Raw genomic sequence first — 15,493 nt, 5'->3', positions numbered from 1 at the left:
TCCCGCCTAGTGAAAGCCTGATCAAATGGACAACCAAGAAATCCTTGCACTCTACGAGACCGTTGCCGACATCACCGATCAGATGCTGGCGGCCGCACGTACGGGCGATTGGGAACAGCTGGCCGCGTTAGAGTCTCGCTGCTCCAGCCAGGTGGAAATCATCAAGCAGAATGATCAGCCGCGCCAGCCGCTCACGCCGATGGCGCGTGAAAAGAAGACGCGAATCATCAAGAAGATTCTTGAGGATGACCGTCAGATTCGCGACATCACCGAGCCGTGGATGGCGCGACTGTCGGTCATGATCAACAGCGCAGGCACCGAGCGCAAACTCTCGAAGGCCTACGGCGCGAACCAGGCCGGATAGCGGCCATGCTCCCGCGGGCCGATCTCAACACTACCCGCCCCCCGGCCTCGCTTGAGGCCCCTACGCCTGTCGTCTCCGCGACCGATTCGCGCCAGGAGATATTTCGCAGGCTGACGCAAATCGCGATCGGCAAGGAACTGCACGCGACCGTGGATGCGATGCTGGACGACGGCACCTATCTGGTCAAGGTTGCCGATACGACCGCGCGCATGGCGCTTCCGGTCGGCACCCGAGTCGGCGACCAGCTTTCCATGGTGTTCGTTGCGCGCGAGCCGCGCCCTACCTTTCTGCTCATGCAGCAAGGCAGCACGACGGCTTCGCTCAGCACAACCGCGCGCTTGATCGATCATCTTCTGCAATCCGCCGAGCAGGATGGCGCGCCAGACGTGATTCCCGGACGCACGCCGCTGGTGAGCGCTCCGGCGGTCGCGGCGGCCGATCCGAAGACGGTTGCCACCAGCCTTTTCCAAGCACTCGCCTCCAGCGGCGTGTTCTACGAATCGCATCTGCATGACTGGATCAGCGGCAGCCGTTCACTGGCGGATCTCGCGCAAGAACCGCAGGCGCAACTCCCGCAAGCATCGTCGAATCGGGCGCATCACACAACCGAGCAAAACCCCGCCAATATTGATCTGACCAGGCTGGCGGCGGGCATGCGCGAACTGGGCAGCGGCGCGCAGGCATTGCTCGACCTGATGCGCGAAGCGCAATCCCAGCCGGGAAACCCGGCCACCACCGATGTCGACGTCATCTCGCGCCCGCCCGAGGAATTGCCGACGATCGATCAGGAATCGGGTCGCCTCATCAATCTTCAGCTCAATGCGCTGGAACACCACCAGGTGCGCTGGCAGGGCGAGCTGTGGCCGGGCCAGCCGATGGAATGGGAAGTCCGCGAGGACAAGCAGAAAGAAGGATCCGCGGAACAGCAACAATCGTCCTGGACCAGCACGGTACGCTTCGAGCTGCCGCATCTGGGCGAAATATCGGCGACGGTACGACTGACCGATTCGCGCGTGCATGTCCAGATCAATGCCGCGAGCGAGGATGCCGCCGAATCGCTGCGCCAGCATAGCGGCAGTCTTGCCGACGCCCTGGAAGCGGCGGGCGCGCCGCTCGACATGTTTTTGGTGAAGCGCAATGAATCGCCCTAACCCCGCCCAGAACGCCGTTGCGCTGGCCTATCAGACCGGAGATCTGGCACCGAAGGTGGTCGCCAAGGGGCGTGGGCTGATCGCGGAAGAAATCATATCCCGCGCACGCGAGCACGGTGTCTTCGTGCACGAGTCGAAGGAGCTGGTTGCGCTGCTGATGCAGGTTGACTTGGATCGCCATATTCCGCCCGCCTTGTATCGAGTAGTAGCGGAATTGCTCGCGTGGCTATACCATATTGACGCCGCCAGGCACAACGGAGACAAGGGAAGGTAAGCCCTGCCTTGACAAACAGAAAACTGCGCAGGAAAAGTTGACATCAATGGCATTCAATACCAAGTTCGGAACGGAGGATGTTAGCCCGTATCAGGTGCATTCCCGGCGCGAGATCATCAGCCTGCTGCGCGGCATGCAGGAGCGCAACCAGCTTGTCAGCATGGAAGCCGACGGCGGTTCGGACTCCGTTGTCACTTCGGTGCTGGCGGTCGACGAAAAAACCGGCATCGTGGTGATCGACCGCGCGCCGAGCAATATGCTCAACCAGCGCATTCTGGAAAGTGACAACGTCTCATTTGAGACCGTGCTGGATAACATCCGCATCCTGTTTTTCGCAGACAAGGTCGGCGAATGCCTGTATGAAAACCTCCCTGCCCTGTACATCGCCATCCCCGCGACGCTGGTACGCCTGCAGCGGCGCGAGCACTACCGCATACCGACTCCGGTCGCCAATCCGCTTCGCTGCAGCATTCATGTCCCTCCCGATGACACCGGTGGCGCCGGCACGACGGTCATCGTCACGCTGAAGGACATCAGCGGCGGCGGTATCGCCATCGTCGACGAGAAAAAGATGCTCGACAATACGATCGGCCGCATTTACAAGGCGTGCCGGATCGATCTGCCCGGCGGCAGCCAGGTCGTGGTGGATCTGCAGATTCGCAATTCGCACGATTACACGCTGACCAGCGGGAAATCGATTCGCAAGCTGGGATGCATGTTCGTCGACCCGCCCAAACCGATGATGTCGGCGGTACAGCGTTACATTACCAAGCTGGAGCGCGAGCGGAATGCGAAAGCGACTGGAATGGGCTGAAGCGGCGCAGGTGGAGATGGAGGTGCGGCGGACGCGCGCGTGCACATGGCCAGGAAGGCCGTAAAAGCGCCCTTATACCTGCATGTTCATGATGTCGTGGTAGGCGGATACGAGCTTGTTGCGCACCTGGACGGTTGCCTGGAAAGCGATGCTTGCCTTCTGCGAATTGATCATCACATCCGACAGGCTGACGGTATCGTCGCCGAGGACGAATCGCTTCGCCATATCTTCCGATTTCTGCTGAGCGCCGTTGACCTGGTCCAGCGTTGCCTTCAGTGCGCTGGCAAAGTCGACCTTGGGTGCCGCCTGGCCGAGCTGGGGCGCGTCGATGCCATCCTGAGGGCGGGTCGCCGCAGCCTTGAGCTGAGAAATCATCGCCTCGATTCTGCTTGCATCGATCATTCCGGTTTTCATGCGGCCCCCATTCAATCAATTACCGTCAGCCAGCAACGGCAGACACCTTTTTCCACGACGCTAAGGTATCACGCGAACCGGCCATGCCTGCGGAAGATAAACGGCAAGAATCGCGCTCTGTTCCAACGATTAAATTTGTGCAAGAAGCCGAAAATCCTGCACTAAGGCATAAACCTCGAATATGTGGACATGACATGAAAAACAACACGCATCGCGGCACCTACCCGGGAGGCGGACCATGGCTGTAGCAGGCGAAAACGCCGTCGTCCCCGCCGGTTCAGGCATTGTCGGCTTCGCGCAGACGCCGGGAGGACGGAATTTTTTCCTGATGCTCGGCGTGGCGGCGGTCGCGGCCGTCATGTCCGGCGTGTGGATGTGGAGCCAGCAGCCGGATTATCGCGTGCTGTTCTCGAATTTCTCCGATCGTGACGGCGGCGCCATCGTGTCGTCCTTGCAACAGATGAACGTGCCGTACAAGTTTGCCGAAGGCGGGGCCGCCATTCTGGTGCCCGGCAACCAGGTACACGATGTGCGGCTGAAGCTGGCTTCGCAAGGCTTGCCCAAAGGCGGCAGCGTCGGCTTCGAGTTGATGGAAAACCAGAAACTCGGCGTTTCGCAGTTCCTCGAACAGGTCAACTTCCAGCGCGCGCTGGAAGGCGAGCTGGCCCGTTCCATCCAGTCACTTGCCGCCGTACAGGCAGCGCGCGTGCACCTGGCGCTGCCGAAAGCATCGGTGTTCATCCGCGACCAGCAAAAGCCGACGGCGTCGGTGCTGCTGAATCTGCATGCCGGCCGCACGCTGGACGAACAGCAAGTCAGTGCCATCGTGCACCTGGTGGCCAGCAGCGTCCCGGACCTGCCGACCAAGAATGTCACCGTCGTCGACCAGAACGGCAATCTCCTGTCGGAAGTCCGCGCACCGGGAAGCGGCAACGGCCTCGATCCGACCCAGCTGAAGTATGTGCAGGAGCTGCAGCAAAACATCGTCAAGCGCATCGAATCGATCCTGACGCCCATCGTCGGACTCAACAACGTGCGCGCGGAAGCCACCGCCGATGTGGACTTCTCCCACACCGAGCAGGCGGCGGAGATCTACAAGCCGAACCAGGCACCGAACACCTCTGCCATTCGCAGCCAGCAGTTGAGCGAATCGCAGAACGGCGCGCCTGCCACGGCATCCGGCGTGCCGGGTGCGCTGAGCAATCAGCCGCCCGCGCCTGCCACCGCGCCGCTCACCGCACCGACTGCAAGCGCCAATGCCGCCGCACCCGCTGCCGCTGCCGCTGCCGCATCGGGCAATGCGCACAAGGACATGACCGTCAATTACGAAGTTGACAAGACGGTGCGCTACACGCAACAACCCATGGGCGGCATCCAGCGCCTGTCGGTGGCGGTCGTGGTGAACTACAAGAAGGAAATCGGCAAGGACGGCAAGGTCACGATGAAGCCCCTGAGCGACGCGGAGAAAGCCCAGATCACGGATCTGGTCAAGGAAGCCATGGGTTTCAGCAAGGATCGCGGCGACTCGCTCAATGTCGTAAACAGCCCGTTTGCCGGCGCCGAGAAGGAAGTGATTCCCGAGACGCCGATCTGGAAGCGTCCCGAGGCGCTGAACATGGCAATGGGCGCCGGCAAGTATGTCCTCGCCGCAGCGATCCTGGCCTACCTGTTCTTCGCGGTGTTGAAGCCCTTGCTGCGCAAGATTGCAAAGACTTTCGAGCCGCCCGCAGCGCCGCCGGAGACCGCGGTAGCGCAGATTTCGCATGATGTGGAGCCGATGGGAAGCAAGCAACGCACCTATCAGGACAACCTGGACGCGGCCAAGCAATTGGCGCGAAACGATCCCAAGATGGTCGCAAACGTGGTAAAGGCATGGGTGGGAACAAATGAGTGAAGACGGCGTCATGAAAGGGGCAATCCTGATGCTGGCACTGGGCGAGGAAGAAGCCGCCGAAGTGATGAAGTATCTCGGCCCGCGCGAGGTACAGAAGCTCGGCGCGGCGATGTCGACCATGAAAGCGGTCGCCAGCGAGCAGCTTGAAAAAGTGCTCGACGATTTCCGTTCGGAGACCGAGCAGAACACTTCCTTCGGCCTCGATTCGGACGAATACATCCGCACCGTGCTGACCAAGGCGCTGGGCGAAGACAAGGCATCGTCCCTGCTCAACCGCATTCTCGGCACGCGCGACGCCAGCGGCATCGAAAGCCTGAAGTGGATGGACGCGCAGTCCGTCGCAGACCTGGTGCGCAACGAGCATCCGCAGATCATCGCCACCATCCTGGTTCACCTGGAGCGCTATCACGCGTCCGAAGTCCTGACCTATTTTTCCGAGCGCCTGCGCAATGATGTGGTGTTGCGCATCGCCACGCTGGACGGCGTGCAGCCGGCCGCGCTGCGCGAGCTGAACGAAGTGCTGACCAAGCTCCTGACCGGCAACGAAAGCCTGAAGAAAAAGCCGATCGGCGGCGTGCGCTCGGCGGCGGAAATTCTCAACTTCCTGTCCGGCGAAGTCGAAACCTCGGTGATGGACAGCCTGAAGAACTACGATGGCGACATGGCGCAGAAAATCATGGACGAGATGTTCGTGTTCGACAACATCATCGACATCGACGACCGCGGCATCCAGATCCTGTTGCGCGAAGTGCAGTCCGAATCGCTCATCGTTGCGCTCAAGGGCGCCAACCAGGACTTGCGCGAGAAGATTTTCAAGAACATGTCGCAGCGCGCGGCCGAGATGATGCGCGAAGACCTCGAATCGAAAGGCCCGGTACGCCTGTCGGAAGTGGAAGCGCAGCAAAAGGAAATCCTGCAGATCGTGCGCCGCCTGGCGGACGAAGGTCAGATCATCCTTGGCGCCAAGGGCGAGGATGCCTATATTTGACGTCGTCCCCGAGGACGGCTGAACGCTTGTATCGCCAGAAATAATCTATTGTCAGGATCAAGCCATGAGCTCCAATGCCATCCCCAAAGAACAGTTGTCCGCCTACCAGCGCTGGGAACTGGCCTCCTTTGGCGACGAGCGCCCAAGCATGCAGCACAACGCGCAGGCCAATGCGAAGCTTCAGGCGGAGCAGCTTGCCAAACTGCGCGAGGACGCACGTCGTCAAGGCCATGAGGAAGGCTTTGCGCAAGGGCGTGCCGCCGGTCTGGAATCAGGGCGCGCCGAAGCCGCGCGCGAGTTGCTGCTGTTGCGCCAGGTGGCTGAAAACTTTTCGGGTGAGGTTGCGCGCGCAAGCGAGGCAGTCGCGGACGACATCCTCAACCTCTCGCTCGACATGGCCAAGGCCATGCTGAAAACGGCACTCAAGGTACGCCCGGAAATCGTGCTGTCGATCGTCGGCGAAGCGATCCGCTACCTGCCCAGCCTGCAGCAACCCGCCCTGCTGGTGCTGCATCCGCAGGATGCCGAAATCGTCAAGAGCCACATGGCCGATGAACTGGCCAAGGCCGGCTGGCGCGTGGCAGAGGATTTGCAGATGGAGCGCGGCGGCTGCCGCGTGGAGACCGCCAGCAACCAGATCGACGCGGCACCCGCCGTGCGCTGGCAGCGCATCGCCGACGCGCTCGGCAAACAATCGGACTGGCTGGAATGACAGGCGGTCACAACGCGCGCTGGCAAGCTTACCTGCGCGACTGCAGGGCGCTGGTCTCGATTCCCGAACCAATGCAGGTGTCCGGCCGCGTCACGCGCGTGGCCGGCCTGGTGATGGAAGCCGTCGGCTTGAGGCTGGCCGTCGGCAGCGCATGCACGGTACCCTTGCCCAGCGGCGCACGCATCGAAGCCGAAGTGGTCGGTTTTGAAAACGACAAACTGTTCCTCATGCCGCAGAGCGATGTGGAAGGCATCGTGCCGGGCACCCGCGTGTTTCCGGTCGAGGTTGCGCAAAGTCTGCCGCGCCCCGGCACCGTCGCCCACCCGCGCCGTCGCCCGAGCGATCGCGGACGGCATCTGCCGGTCGGCGAGGAATTGCTCGGCCGCGTGCTCGACGGCGCCGGCAGACCGCTGGACAACCTCGGCCCGCTCAATACCATGCATGCCGCGCCGCTCAATGTGCGCGCCGCCAACCCGCTCACGCGTGCGCCGATCACCGACATCCTCGACGTCGGCGTACGGGCGATCAACAGCATGCTGACCGTCGGTCGCGGCCAGCGCATGGGACTGTTCGCAGGTTCCGGCGTCGGCAAGAGCGTGTTGCTCGGCATGATGGCGCGTTATACCGGCGCGGACGTGATCGTGGTCGGTCTGATCGGCGAACGCGGCCGCGAAGTGAAGGAATTCATTGAACAGATTCTCGGCACGGCCGGACTGGCGCGCTCCGTCGTTGTCGCCGCGCCGGCCGACACGCCGCCGCTCATGCGCCTGCAAGGTGCGGCCTATGCGCATTCGATTGCCGAGTATTTCCGCGACCAGGGCAAGAGCGTGTTGCTGATCATGGATTCACTCACCCGTTATGCCATGGCACAGCGCGAAATCGCACTCGCAATCGGCGAGCCGCCAGCCACCAAGGGTTATCCGCCATCAGTGTTTGCAAAACTGCCAACACTCGTCGAACGTGCCGGCAACGGCAAAGTCGGCGGCGGCTCTATCACCGCTTTCTACACCGTACTGACCGAAGGCGACGACCAGCAGGATCCGATCGCCGATGCGGCGCGCGCGATCCTGGACGGCCACATCGTGCTCAACCGTACGCTGGCCGATGCAGGACACTATCCCGCGATCGACGTCGAACAGTCGATCAGCCGCGCCATGCACAACATCACGAGCGAAGACCACCAGAAGCTCACGCGCCAGTTGAAACAGTTGTATTCCCGCTATCAGCGCAACCGCGACCTGATCAGCGTCGGCGCCTACAGCGCAGGCTCGGATCCGGTGCTGGACCAGGCCATCAATCTGCATCCGCGAATCGAAGCCTTCCTGCAGCAAGGAATCATGGAACGTTCGGGCATTCAGGAGAGCTTGGGGCAACTTGCCGCGCTATTCGGAGGATAGGTTTCGAAAATGCAGACCTATAATGAATCATGGCAACAAACTCTGCTCTCGACACGCTTATTGAATTGGCAACAAGCCAGACCGACGACGCCGCAAAGCGGCTCGGCATGGCGATTCGTACCTGCGCGGACACCGAGCAGAAGCTCGCGCTGCTGATGCAGTACCGCGACGACTACGAGTCGCGCCTGAAGGCAGGCATGGCGGCGGGTATCAGCGCGGCGGGCTATCGCAATTTCCAGATGTTTCTGGAGAAGCTCGATACAGCAATCGCCGGCCAGCAGCAGATTGTCAATGATGCAAAGCACCGCATCGCGGCCGAACGCAATGCATGGCAGTCTTGCGAGCGCAAGCGCATCTCTTACGACACGCTTGCGACGCGCGTGCACCAGGCAGAGCAGCGCAAGGAAAACAAGCGCGATCAAAAGTTGATGGACGAATACGCAACCCGGCAGGCAAACTACAAACGGTAAGACAGACATGCAGACATCTCAGGTCATGAATCCGGTCAATGCGCTTTCGAGCCCCGCGCCGGCAGCAAAGCAGCCCGATGCCAATTCGTCATCCGCGCCGTTCGGCCAGGTGCTGTCGCGCGAAGTGGCGAACCGCCATGAAGCAAGCGAAGCCCCTGCCCGGTCCGACGCGGGGAACACAAACGCCGCAAAGAACTCCTCCACGAGCGATAATAAGCAAGCGCCCGAAGCCAAGTCAGCGGACGCGGGCAGCGCCAAGGACGACACCGCCAGCACCAGCGATGCCACGCCCGCAGGCGTGACGCTGCCGGAGGAAATGCTCGCACTGGTCGCCAACCTCACGCAAATGACGAACCCGCTTGCGCAAAAGGGAGAAACCAAGGCGACCAACGTAAAGGACGCATCGACCCCGACAGATCCTGCGCTGGTCACTGCCGCCGGCACGACGGACGCATCCACCATCGCAGCGCTCGCAAGCACGCAAGTGACCGACACCACGCAGGCGCTCACTCCCAAGGGAAAACCCCTTTCGGAGAAGCAGGACACCAAACTCTCCGCTTTGACAGACAAGACAGCAACGACACGGTCACGGCCGGAAACGAACGGAGCGCAGCGCGCGGACCTGCCTGCGGCAGCAAGCGCAGCCGCACCTGACATCGCCGCCAAGGACAAGGACCCGTCGCGCGGTACGGCGCTCGCGGCAAGCGTTCCGGATTTCGCCAACGAGATGAAAGAATCCGTCGCCACCAGTGCGAACGGCATGCAGCAGATTCAGTCGGCCGCACTCCACGCGGCGCAACCCGCGCTTGCCCATGCGGTGGAACAACTCTCGCCACGCGTCGGCACGCCGGCGTGGGATCAGGCCTTGGGGCAAAAAGTTGTCTGGATGGTAGCAGGCGAACAACAAAGCGCATCCCTCACGCTCAATCCGCCGGATCTCGGCCCCTTGCAAGTCGTGCTGAACGTCTCGAATTCGCACGCCAGCGCCACCTTCACCGCGGCCCAGCCGGAAGTGCGCCAGGCGCTTGAAGCGGCGCTGCCGAAACTGCGCGACATGCTGGGCGAGGCAGGCATCCAGCTCGGACAGGCAACGGTCAACAGCGGCTCGCCGAATCAGCACAATGCGCCGGACCAGCACAACGCCCATCCGACGCATCGCATCGAGCAGGCGGACACCCGCAACGATGCACCGATACGCGTGACCCGCATCCAGCCGGCCAACTCCGGGCTGGGCCTGGTCGACACCTTCGTCTGAGCGCCGAGGTTCGGAGAGGCTTGCGCTGTCCCTGGAAGCGCGAATATGCATTGACTTCATCCCTCTTTTCGACGCATCCTGACGATAGTTTTTCCGGATAATCGGAAGCAAGCATACGCGTGAAAAATCTGAATGAAGACCGCACTGCGGATTCAGCGGATTGAAAGAGGAAAACGATGGCAACAGCGCCGAAACCAAACCCGAAAGTCGTGCCGATCGCGGAAGCGAGCGCCGAAAACGATTCAGCCGCTCCCAAGAAATCGAAGAAGAAGCTTTTCATGCTTCTCTCCATCGCGCTGCTCCTCATCGGCGGCGGCACCGGCGCCGCATGGTACTTCACGGATTCCAGTGACGAAGCACACGCAACGGCAAAGAAGCGCGTGGCCCCCAAGCCACCTGTCTTTGTCGTGATGGATCCATTCACTGTCAACCTGCAGCACGAGAACGGCGACCAGTATCTGCAAGTGGCGTTCACGATGCAGGTTGCCGACGAAGCCCAGGTCGAGCTGATCAAGGTGTACATGCCGTTGGTGCGCAGCCGCATCCTGCTGCTGCTGTCCACCAAGAAGCCTTCCGAACTCGCGACCGAGGAAGGCAAGAAAAAGCTGCAGGATGAAATCATCGCCAAGGTGAAGCAACCGTTCACACCGCAGAGCCCGCCGCAGGCGGTGACAGGCGTCTTCTTCACGTCCTTCGTCATTCAGTAACATCATGGCTGACAATTTCCTTTCCCAGGAAGAAGTCGATGCCCTGCTCAAGGGCGTCACCGGCGATCAGGACGAAAGTGCCGCGCCGGAAGACGAATCGGGGATACGTCCATACAACCTGGCCACGCAGGAACGCATCGTCCGTGGCCGGATGCCGACGCTGGAAATCATCAACGAGCGTTTCGCGCGCCTGCTGCGTATCGGCTTGTTCAACTTCCTGCACCGCAGCGCCGAAGTGTCGATCGGCCCGGTGCGCGTGCACAAATACAGCGAATTCATCCGCAACCTCGTAGTGCCGACCAACCTCAACCTGGTCCACATGAAGCCTCTGCGCGGCACCGCGCTGATGGTGTTCGATCCGAACCTGGTGTTCCTGCTGGTCGACAATCTGTTCGGCGGCGACGGGCGCTTCCACACCCGCGTCGAAGGCCGCGATTTCACGCAGACCGAGCAACGCATCATCCAGCGCATTCTCGGCATCGTGTTCGAAACTTACGCGAAGTCCTGGGAGCCGGTCTACCCGGTCGAGTTCGAATATGTGCGCTCCGAGATGAATACGCAGTTCGCCAATATCGCCACGCCGAACGAAGTGGTGGTCGCCACCACCTTCACCATCGAGCTCGGCCCGGTGAGCGGCGAGATGCATTTCTGCACGCCCTATTCGATGATCGAGCCGATCCGCGACATCCTGACCAGCAGCCTGCAAGGCGAGACGCTGGAAATGGACAAGCGCTGGGTGCGCCTGATGACGCAGCAGATCCAGACCGCGGAAGTGCAGCTTGTCGCCGACCTGGGCACCGCGAGATCGTCGCTGGGCGACATCCTGAACATGAAAGTCGGCGACATCATCCCGATCAGCATCCCGGAAACCGTCGCCGCCAAGGTGGACGGCGTGCCGGTGATGGAATGCAGTTACGGAAAATTCAACGGTCAGTATGCCCTGCGCGTGGAAAAGCTCCTGACCTATAGCACCAACGATTTCACGCAAGGAGAAGAACATGGCTGACGAAAACGATACCCAGACGACAGCCGACGACGATTGGGGGGCGGCTTTCGCCGAGCAGGCACAGGCCGAACAGGCAGCGGTGCAAAAGCAGCAGGCCGCGGCGGCGATGTTCCAGGATTTTTCCAGCGGCAGCGTCAAGACCGGCACGCATAATGATATCGATTTCATTCTCGATATTCCGGTGCAGCTCACGGTGGAACTCGGCCGCACGAAGATCGCGATCAAGAATCTGCTGCAACTGGCGCAAGGCTCCGTCGTGGAGCTTGATGGTCTGGCCGGCGAACCGATGGATGTCCTGGTCAATGGCTGCCTGATTGCGCAAGGCGAAGTCGTGGTGGTGAACGACAAGTTCGGTATCCGCCTTACCGACATCATCACGCCGTCCGAACGGATCAGAAAACTCAACAAATGATGCGTCTGCGTATCCTCCCGGCGCTGTTGCTTGCCATCCCTGGTTTTGCGGCTGAGCAGGCTCCCGCTTCCACCGGAAGTCTGCTGCAGGTGTCATTGGGATTGGTCGTCGTACTTGCTCTGATGGCGGGCGCGGCGTGGATCCTGAAGCGCATCGGCCTTGCGGGCACGAGCACCAACAGTGTCGTCAAAGTCATCGGCGGCGTCAGCGTCGGCAATCGCGAGCGCGTGATCGTGGTGGAAGTCGCCGATCAATGGATCGTGGTTGGCGTGGCTCCGGGGCGGGTCAATGCCCTTTCCAGCATGCCGCGCCAGGAAATCTCCCCGCTGCCGGACATCGCGCCGGCCGCAACGAATTTTGCCGCATGGCTCAAGCAAACAATTGAAAAACGCAATGGCAATCAACACTAGCAACCTTGCGTACTCCGCAGTAAAGATCCTTTCCCGTCTCCTGCCCCTGGCCCTGCTCGGCATACCGCTCATCGCGGCCGCGCAGGTCGGGCTGCCGGCAATCACCAGCACTCCTGGCCCCGGCGGCGGACAGACCTACTCGCTCAGCCTGCAGACGCTGATCCTGCTCACGGGCCTGTCGCTGCTGCCGGCTGCGCTGCTGATGATGACGAGCTTCACCCGCATCATCATCGTGCTGTCGCTCTTGCGGCAGGCACTCGGCACGCAGACGGCACCGCCCAACCAGGTATTGATCGGACTCGCGCTGTTTCTGACGCTGTTCGTGATGGGGCCGGTATTCGACAAGATTTATGCCGATGCGTATCAGCCGCTGTCGGAAAACAAGATCACGATGTCGCAGGCCATGGAACGCGGAGCCGCACCGCTCAAGGGCTTCATGATGAAGCAGACACGACAGGCCGACCTCGCGCTGTACGTCAAATTGTCCAACACGCCGCAGCTGAACGGCCCTGAGGACGTATCCCTGCGCGTGCTGATCCCGGCGTTCATCACCAGCGAACTGAAGACCGCCTTCCAGATCAGTTTTGCGATCTTCATTCCCTTCCTGATCATCGACATGGTGGTGGCCAGTATCCTGATGTCGATGGGCATGATGATGATGTCACCGGCCATCGTATCGCTGCCCTTCAAGCTGATGTTGTTCGTGCTGGTCGATGGCTGGCAATTGCTGATCGGCTCTCTTGCGCAAAGTTTTTATTGAGGATAAATCATGACTCCCGAAAGCGTGATGACCATCGGCCGCCAGGCCATCGAAGTGACCCTGATGGTGTCGGCACCCATGCTGCTGGTTGCGCTGGTGGTGGGTCTGATCGTCAGCATCTTCCAGGCCGCAACGCAGATCAACGAGATGACCTTGTCGTTCATTCCCAAGCTCATTGGCGTCTTTGTCGCCATGATTGTGGCAGGGCCATGGATGCTGACGGTCATGCTCGACTTCATGCGGCAGATGTTTTCCAGCATCCCCGGCATGGTCGGGTAATTGAAAACGCTGGGATCGCTTGCGAATCGGCGAATGCACGGAATGCGAGGAAAGCATAGCATCAATGCGCCGCACCGCCGGGAGCGCATTGCGCCTGCCCGGCCAGTTGATGAAGTCGCATGATTACTTTCAGCAGCGCTGAACTCAACGCCTGGATCGCGACGATCCTGTGGCCGCTGACGCGCATCCTCGGCTTGATCGCAACTGCGCCGCTGTTCGGCAACATGAGTGTTCCCGTGCGCATCAAGATCGGCTTGGGTATTCTGCTTTCACTGATCATCACTCCCACCATCTCGTCTCTGCCGGACGCAGATCCGATTTCGCTGGCCGGTTTGTTGATTCTCACCCAGCAATTGATCATCGGTCTTGCCATGGGTTTTGCCATGCGCGTCGTTTTCGCTACCGTCGAGATGGCAGGAGAAGTCGCGGGTCTGACGATGGGCTTCGGCTTTGCAACCTTCTTCGATCCGCAAACGCGCGGCCGCTCATCGGCAATCAGTCAGTTTCTTGCACTACTGATGTTGATGCTATTCCTGGCAACCAATACCCATTTGATGTTGTTGTCGGCCTTGGCGGAAAGCTTCGTCACGCTGCCGATATCGACCGCGCCCATTGGCGTGAGAGGAATGAAACAGATTGCCGATTGGGGCCAACTGATATTCAGCGCCGGCTTGCAACTGTCATTGCCGATCGTCGCCGCGCTGCTTGTCACCAATATCGCCCTTGGAATTCTCACCCGCGCCGCGCCACAACTCAACCTGTTCGGCATTGGCTTTCCCATTACCCTCGGGGTTGGCTTTATCATCATTGCGCTTGCGCTTCCGTATCTGGCGACGCCGCTGGAACGCTTGTTTGGCGAGGGGCTGGAGATCACGCGCCAGATTGCGACGCCGGCAATGACGGGTCCCCGTTAAGAGGCGCCACCCGGACGCCCCTCGTAACGCAGCTTGCTTGAAGAATTACGAGATGTAATTGAACAATGACAGGTTGGTGATTTTTGCAAATGACTGTTGTGCAGCTTGCAGAGACGTCTGCTGTTTCATGAGGTCCGTGATGGCCTGCACATAATCGAGGTCCTGCAATCCGGACAATGTCTGCGCGTACTGCACGTTCAAGTCCTCACCGAGGTTGTCGAGCGAATCGATCTCCTTCAGGTTTGCGCCAACCGAAGCGCGCACCGTCAGCACATGGTCCAAGGCGCTATCGAGGTTACCGTTGGCAACTTGAAGTCCATGGTCGAGGTTGCCGCGTGCGACTGTCCCTGTTCCCGGTGCCTGCAAAGTCGTGATCAGGTTTTTCAGCGTAGTGAAAATGCTCTGGTTGCTGGTCGGCTGAACCGTAAACTTATCGCCGTTGGCGGGCGCGCCGCTGACATCGAACTTCAATCCACCGAATGTTATCGGCTGACCGCTGACATACGGATTCCCGGTGGACAGCGTGGTAGAGGTCGTGGTGTCGACGACGGCGTATGTCGTGACGGGCCCTGCGACAACGGTGAAGTCGAGGCGATAGCTATGCCCATTGAGGAGTGACGCGTCGGCAATTGCGCCAGCGGAAATCACACCGCTTCCGCTGTTGGTGCCGGCGGCGGCAGACGCGAAGGTCCCTGTGCTGCTGATCTTCTGGAACAAGGCGTCGCCGTTTTCGCCGACTTCCATCTGGCGTCCGGTATGGACCTGCAACAGGCGCGCTCCCTGGTCGCCTGCATACTGTGCGCCGGAGGCAGTCGCCGAAAACGGTTGCGTCGATGTCTGGTAGCCGGCAAAGATGTAGTTGCCGACGCCATCACGGCTGTTGGCCAAGCCAAGCAATTCGTCGTAGCGCCCCTGCAGCTCGGTTGCGATATAGCCGCGTTGCGTATCGTCGAGTGCGCCGTTCCCGGCCTCGACCACGAGTGCCTTTACATCCTGAAGAAGGCTGGTCACGCTCTGCAACGCACCTTCCGCCATCGACAAAGAGTCCTTGGCGGTGCGCCGGTTTGTCGCAAATTTCGAATTGATTTCCTGCGCGTTCGTCACGTCAAGCGCGCGCGCCGACGCGACCGGATCATCAGCGGGCGAAAGAATCCTGCGGCCGGTCGATACCTGCTGCTGCGTCCTGGCGATTCCGGTTTGCAGCTCCCCCATCCGAGCGGTGCCCTTGTCGAATATGGTGTTCGTACTGATGCGCATGATCGTTAACTCCTA

The 15,493-nt window shown here is 60.7% G+C and carries 20 protein-coding genes; 17 read left to right on the top strand and 3 right to left on the bottom strand.

All coding sequences use genetic code 11. From position 1 onward, the window contains the following. Positions 1-25 precede the first annotated feature (25 nt). The 4 genes from VJ651_RS02145 to VJ651_RS02130 are packed head-to-tail and all read left to right on the top strand — an operon-like array spanning position 26 to position 2,603. On the top strand, positions 26-364 hold the full coding sequence (locus VJ651_RS02145; RefSeq protein ID WP_324105839.1) for a flagellar protein FliT: 339 nt from the start codon (positions 26-28) through the stop codon (positions 362-364). 5 nt (positions 365-369) lie between these two features. Then, positions 370-1,515: a flagellar hook-length control protein FliK gene (locus VJ651_RS02140; protein ID WP_324105838.1), complete on the top strand. Its 1,146-nt coding sequence runs from the start codon at positions 370-372 to the stop codon at positions 1,513-1,515. Then, positions 1,502-1,789 carry an EscU/YscU/HrcU family type III secretion system export apparatus switch protein gene (locus tag VJ651_RS02135; protein ID WP_324105837.1) on the top strand — a complete coding sequence of 96 codons (288 nt, stop codon included), beginning with the start codon at positions 1,502-1,504 and terminating at the stop codon, positions 1,787-1,789. The genes VJ651_RS02140 and VJ651_RS02135 overlap by 14 nt, the downstream gene beginning before the upstream one ends. A gap of 46 nt (positions 1,790-1,835) precedes the next feature. Then, complete coding sequence (locus VJ651_RS02130; RefSeq protein WP_324105836.1) at positions 1,836-2,603, top strand: flagellar brake protein; 768 nt, start codon at positions 1,836-1,838, stop codon at positions 2,601-2,603. Positions 2,604-2,675: 72 nt separating this feature from the next. Here the strand turns inward: VJ651_RS02130 and fliE are convergent, their stop codons facing one another. Continuing rightward, positions 2,676-3,017: a flagellar hook-basal body complex protein FliE gene (gene fliE, locus VJ651_RS02125; protein ID WP_136416216.1), complete on the bottom strand. Its 342-nt coding sequence runs from the start codon at positions 3,015-3,017 to the stop codon at positions 2,676-2,678. Between the two features lie 238 nt (positions 3,018-3,255). Here fliE and fliF point away from each other — a divergent pair, with 238 nt between their 5' ends. From fliF to fliQ, 12 genes are all read left to right on the top strand, one after another. Next, entirely contained in the window at positions 3,256-4,911 is a 1,656-nt protein-coding gene (fliF, locus tag VJ651_RS02120; RefSeq protein ID WP_324105835.1) for a flagellar basal-body MS-ring/collar protein FliF, read from the top strand. Beyond that, entirely contained in the window at positions 4,904-5,899 is a 996-nt protein-coding gene (fliG, locus tag VJ651_RS02115; protein ID WP_324105834.1) for a flagellar motor switch protein FliG, read from the top strand. The genes fliF and fliG overlap by 8 nt, the downstream gene beginning before the upstream one ends. Positions 5,900-5,963: 64 nt before the next feature. Continuing rightward, entirely contained in the window at positions 5,964-6,611 is a 648-nt protein-coding gene (locus tag VJ651_RS02110; RefSeq protein WP_324105833.1) for a flagellar assembly protein FliH, read from the top strand. After that, entirely contained in the window at positions 6,608-8,008 is a 1,401-nt protein-coding gene (gene fliI / locus VJ651_RS02105) for a flagellar protein export ATPase FliI (protein WP_324105832.1), read from the top strand. The genes VJ651_RS02110 and fliI overlap by 4 nt, the downstream gene beginning before the upstream one ends. 29 nt (positions 8,009-8,037) lie before the next feature. Further along, on the top strand, positions 8,038-8,478 hold the full coding sequence (gene fliJ, locus VJ651_RS02100; RefSeq protein WP_324105831.1) for a flagellar export protein FliJ: 441 nt from the start codon (positions 8,038-8,040) through the stop codon (positions 8,476-8,478). 7 nt (positions 8,479-8,485) lie between these two features. Then, entirely contained in the window at positions 8,486-9,733 is a 1,248-nt protein-coding gene (locus tag VJ651_RS02095; protein ID WP_324105830.1) for a flagellar hook-length control protein FliK, read from the top strand. Positions 9,734-9,909: 176 nt separating this feature from the next. Continuing rightward, positions 9,910-10,440 carry a flagellar basal body-associated protein FliL gene (fliL, locus tag VJ651_RS02090; protein WP_324105829.1) on the top strand — a complete coding sequence of 177 codons (531 nt, stop codon included), beginning with the start codon at positions 9,910-9,912 and terminating at the stop codon, positions 10,438-10,440. A 4-nt stretch (positions 10,441-10,444) separates the two neighbouring features. Then, a complete protein-coding gene (fliM, locus tag VJ651_RS02085) occupies positions 10,445-11,446 on the top strand; it encodes a flagellar motor switch protein FliM (RefSeq protein ID WP_292935011.1) in 1,002 nt (333 codons plus the stop codon). After that, positions 11,439-11,858 carry a flagellar motor switch protein FliN gene (gene fliN, locus VJ651_RS02080; RefSeq protein WP_136416194.1) on the top strand — a complete coding sequence of 140 codons (420 nt, stop codon included), beginning with the start codon at positions 11,439-11,441 and terminating at the stop codon, positions 11,856-11,858. The genes fliM and fliN overlap by 8 nt, the downstream gene beginning before the upstream one ends. Beyond that, positions 11,855-12,268, top strand: coding sequence for a flagellar biosynthetic protein FliO (fliO, locus tag VJ651_RS02075; protein WP_324105828.1), 414 nt, complete (start codon positions 11,855-11,857; stop codon positions 12,266-12,268). The genes fliN and fliO overlap by 4 nt, the downstream gene beginning before the upstream one ends. Further along, complete coding sequence (gene fliP / locus VJ651_RS02070; RefSeq protein WP_324105827.1) at positions 12,252-13,028, top strand: flagellar type III secretion system pore protein FliP; 777 nt, start codon at positions 12,252-12,254, stop codon at positions 13,026-13,028. Before fliO ends, fliP begins: the two co-directional genes overlap by 17 nt. A 9-nt stretch (positions 13,029-13,037) precedes the next feature. Next, positions 13,038-13,307: a flagellar biosynthesis protein FliQ gene (gene fliQ / locus VJ651_RS02065; RefSeq protein WP_136416187.1), complete on the top strand. Its 270-nt coding sequence runs from the start codon at positions 13,038-13,040 to the stop codon at positions 13,305-13,307. Positions 13,308-13,368: 61 nt separating this feature from the next. Here the strand turns inward: fliQ and VJ651_RS02060 are convergent, their stop codons facing one another. Then, complete coding sequence (locus VJ651_RS02060; protein WP_324105842.1) at positions 13,369-13,533, bottom strand: hypothetical protein; 165 nt, start codon at positions 13,531-13,533, stop codon at positions 13,369-13,371. Here VJ651_RS02060 and fliR point away from each other — a divergent pair. Continuing rightward, positions 13,463-14,221 carry a flagellar biosynthetic protein FliR gene (gene fliR, locus VJ651_RS02055; RefSeq protein ID WP_324105841.1) on the top strand — a complete coding sequence of 253 codons (759 nt, stop codon included), beginning with the start codon at positions 13,463-13,465 and terminating at the stop codon, positions 14,219-14,221. The genes VJ651_RS02060 and fliR overlap by 71 nt on opposite strands. 45 nt (positions 14,222-14,266) lie before the next feature. Here fliR and flgL read toward each other — a convergent pair whose 3' ends face one another. Further along, a complete protein-coding gene (gene flgL / locus VJ651_RS02050) occupies positions 14,267-15,478 on the bottom strand; it encodes a flagellar hook-associated protein FlgL (RefSeq protein WP_324105826.1) in 1,212 nt (403 codons plus the stop codon). Positions 15,479-15,493 lie beyond the last annotated feature (15 nt).

The sequence above is a fragment of the Noviherbaspirillum sp. genome, from assembly GCF_035254865.1.
Taxonomy (GTDB): domain Bacteria; phylum Pseudomonadota; class Gammaproteobacteria; order Burkholderiales; family Burkholderiaceae_D; genus Noviherbaspirillum.
This window is presented reverse-complemented; position numbering and strand designations above follow the sequence as displayed.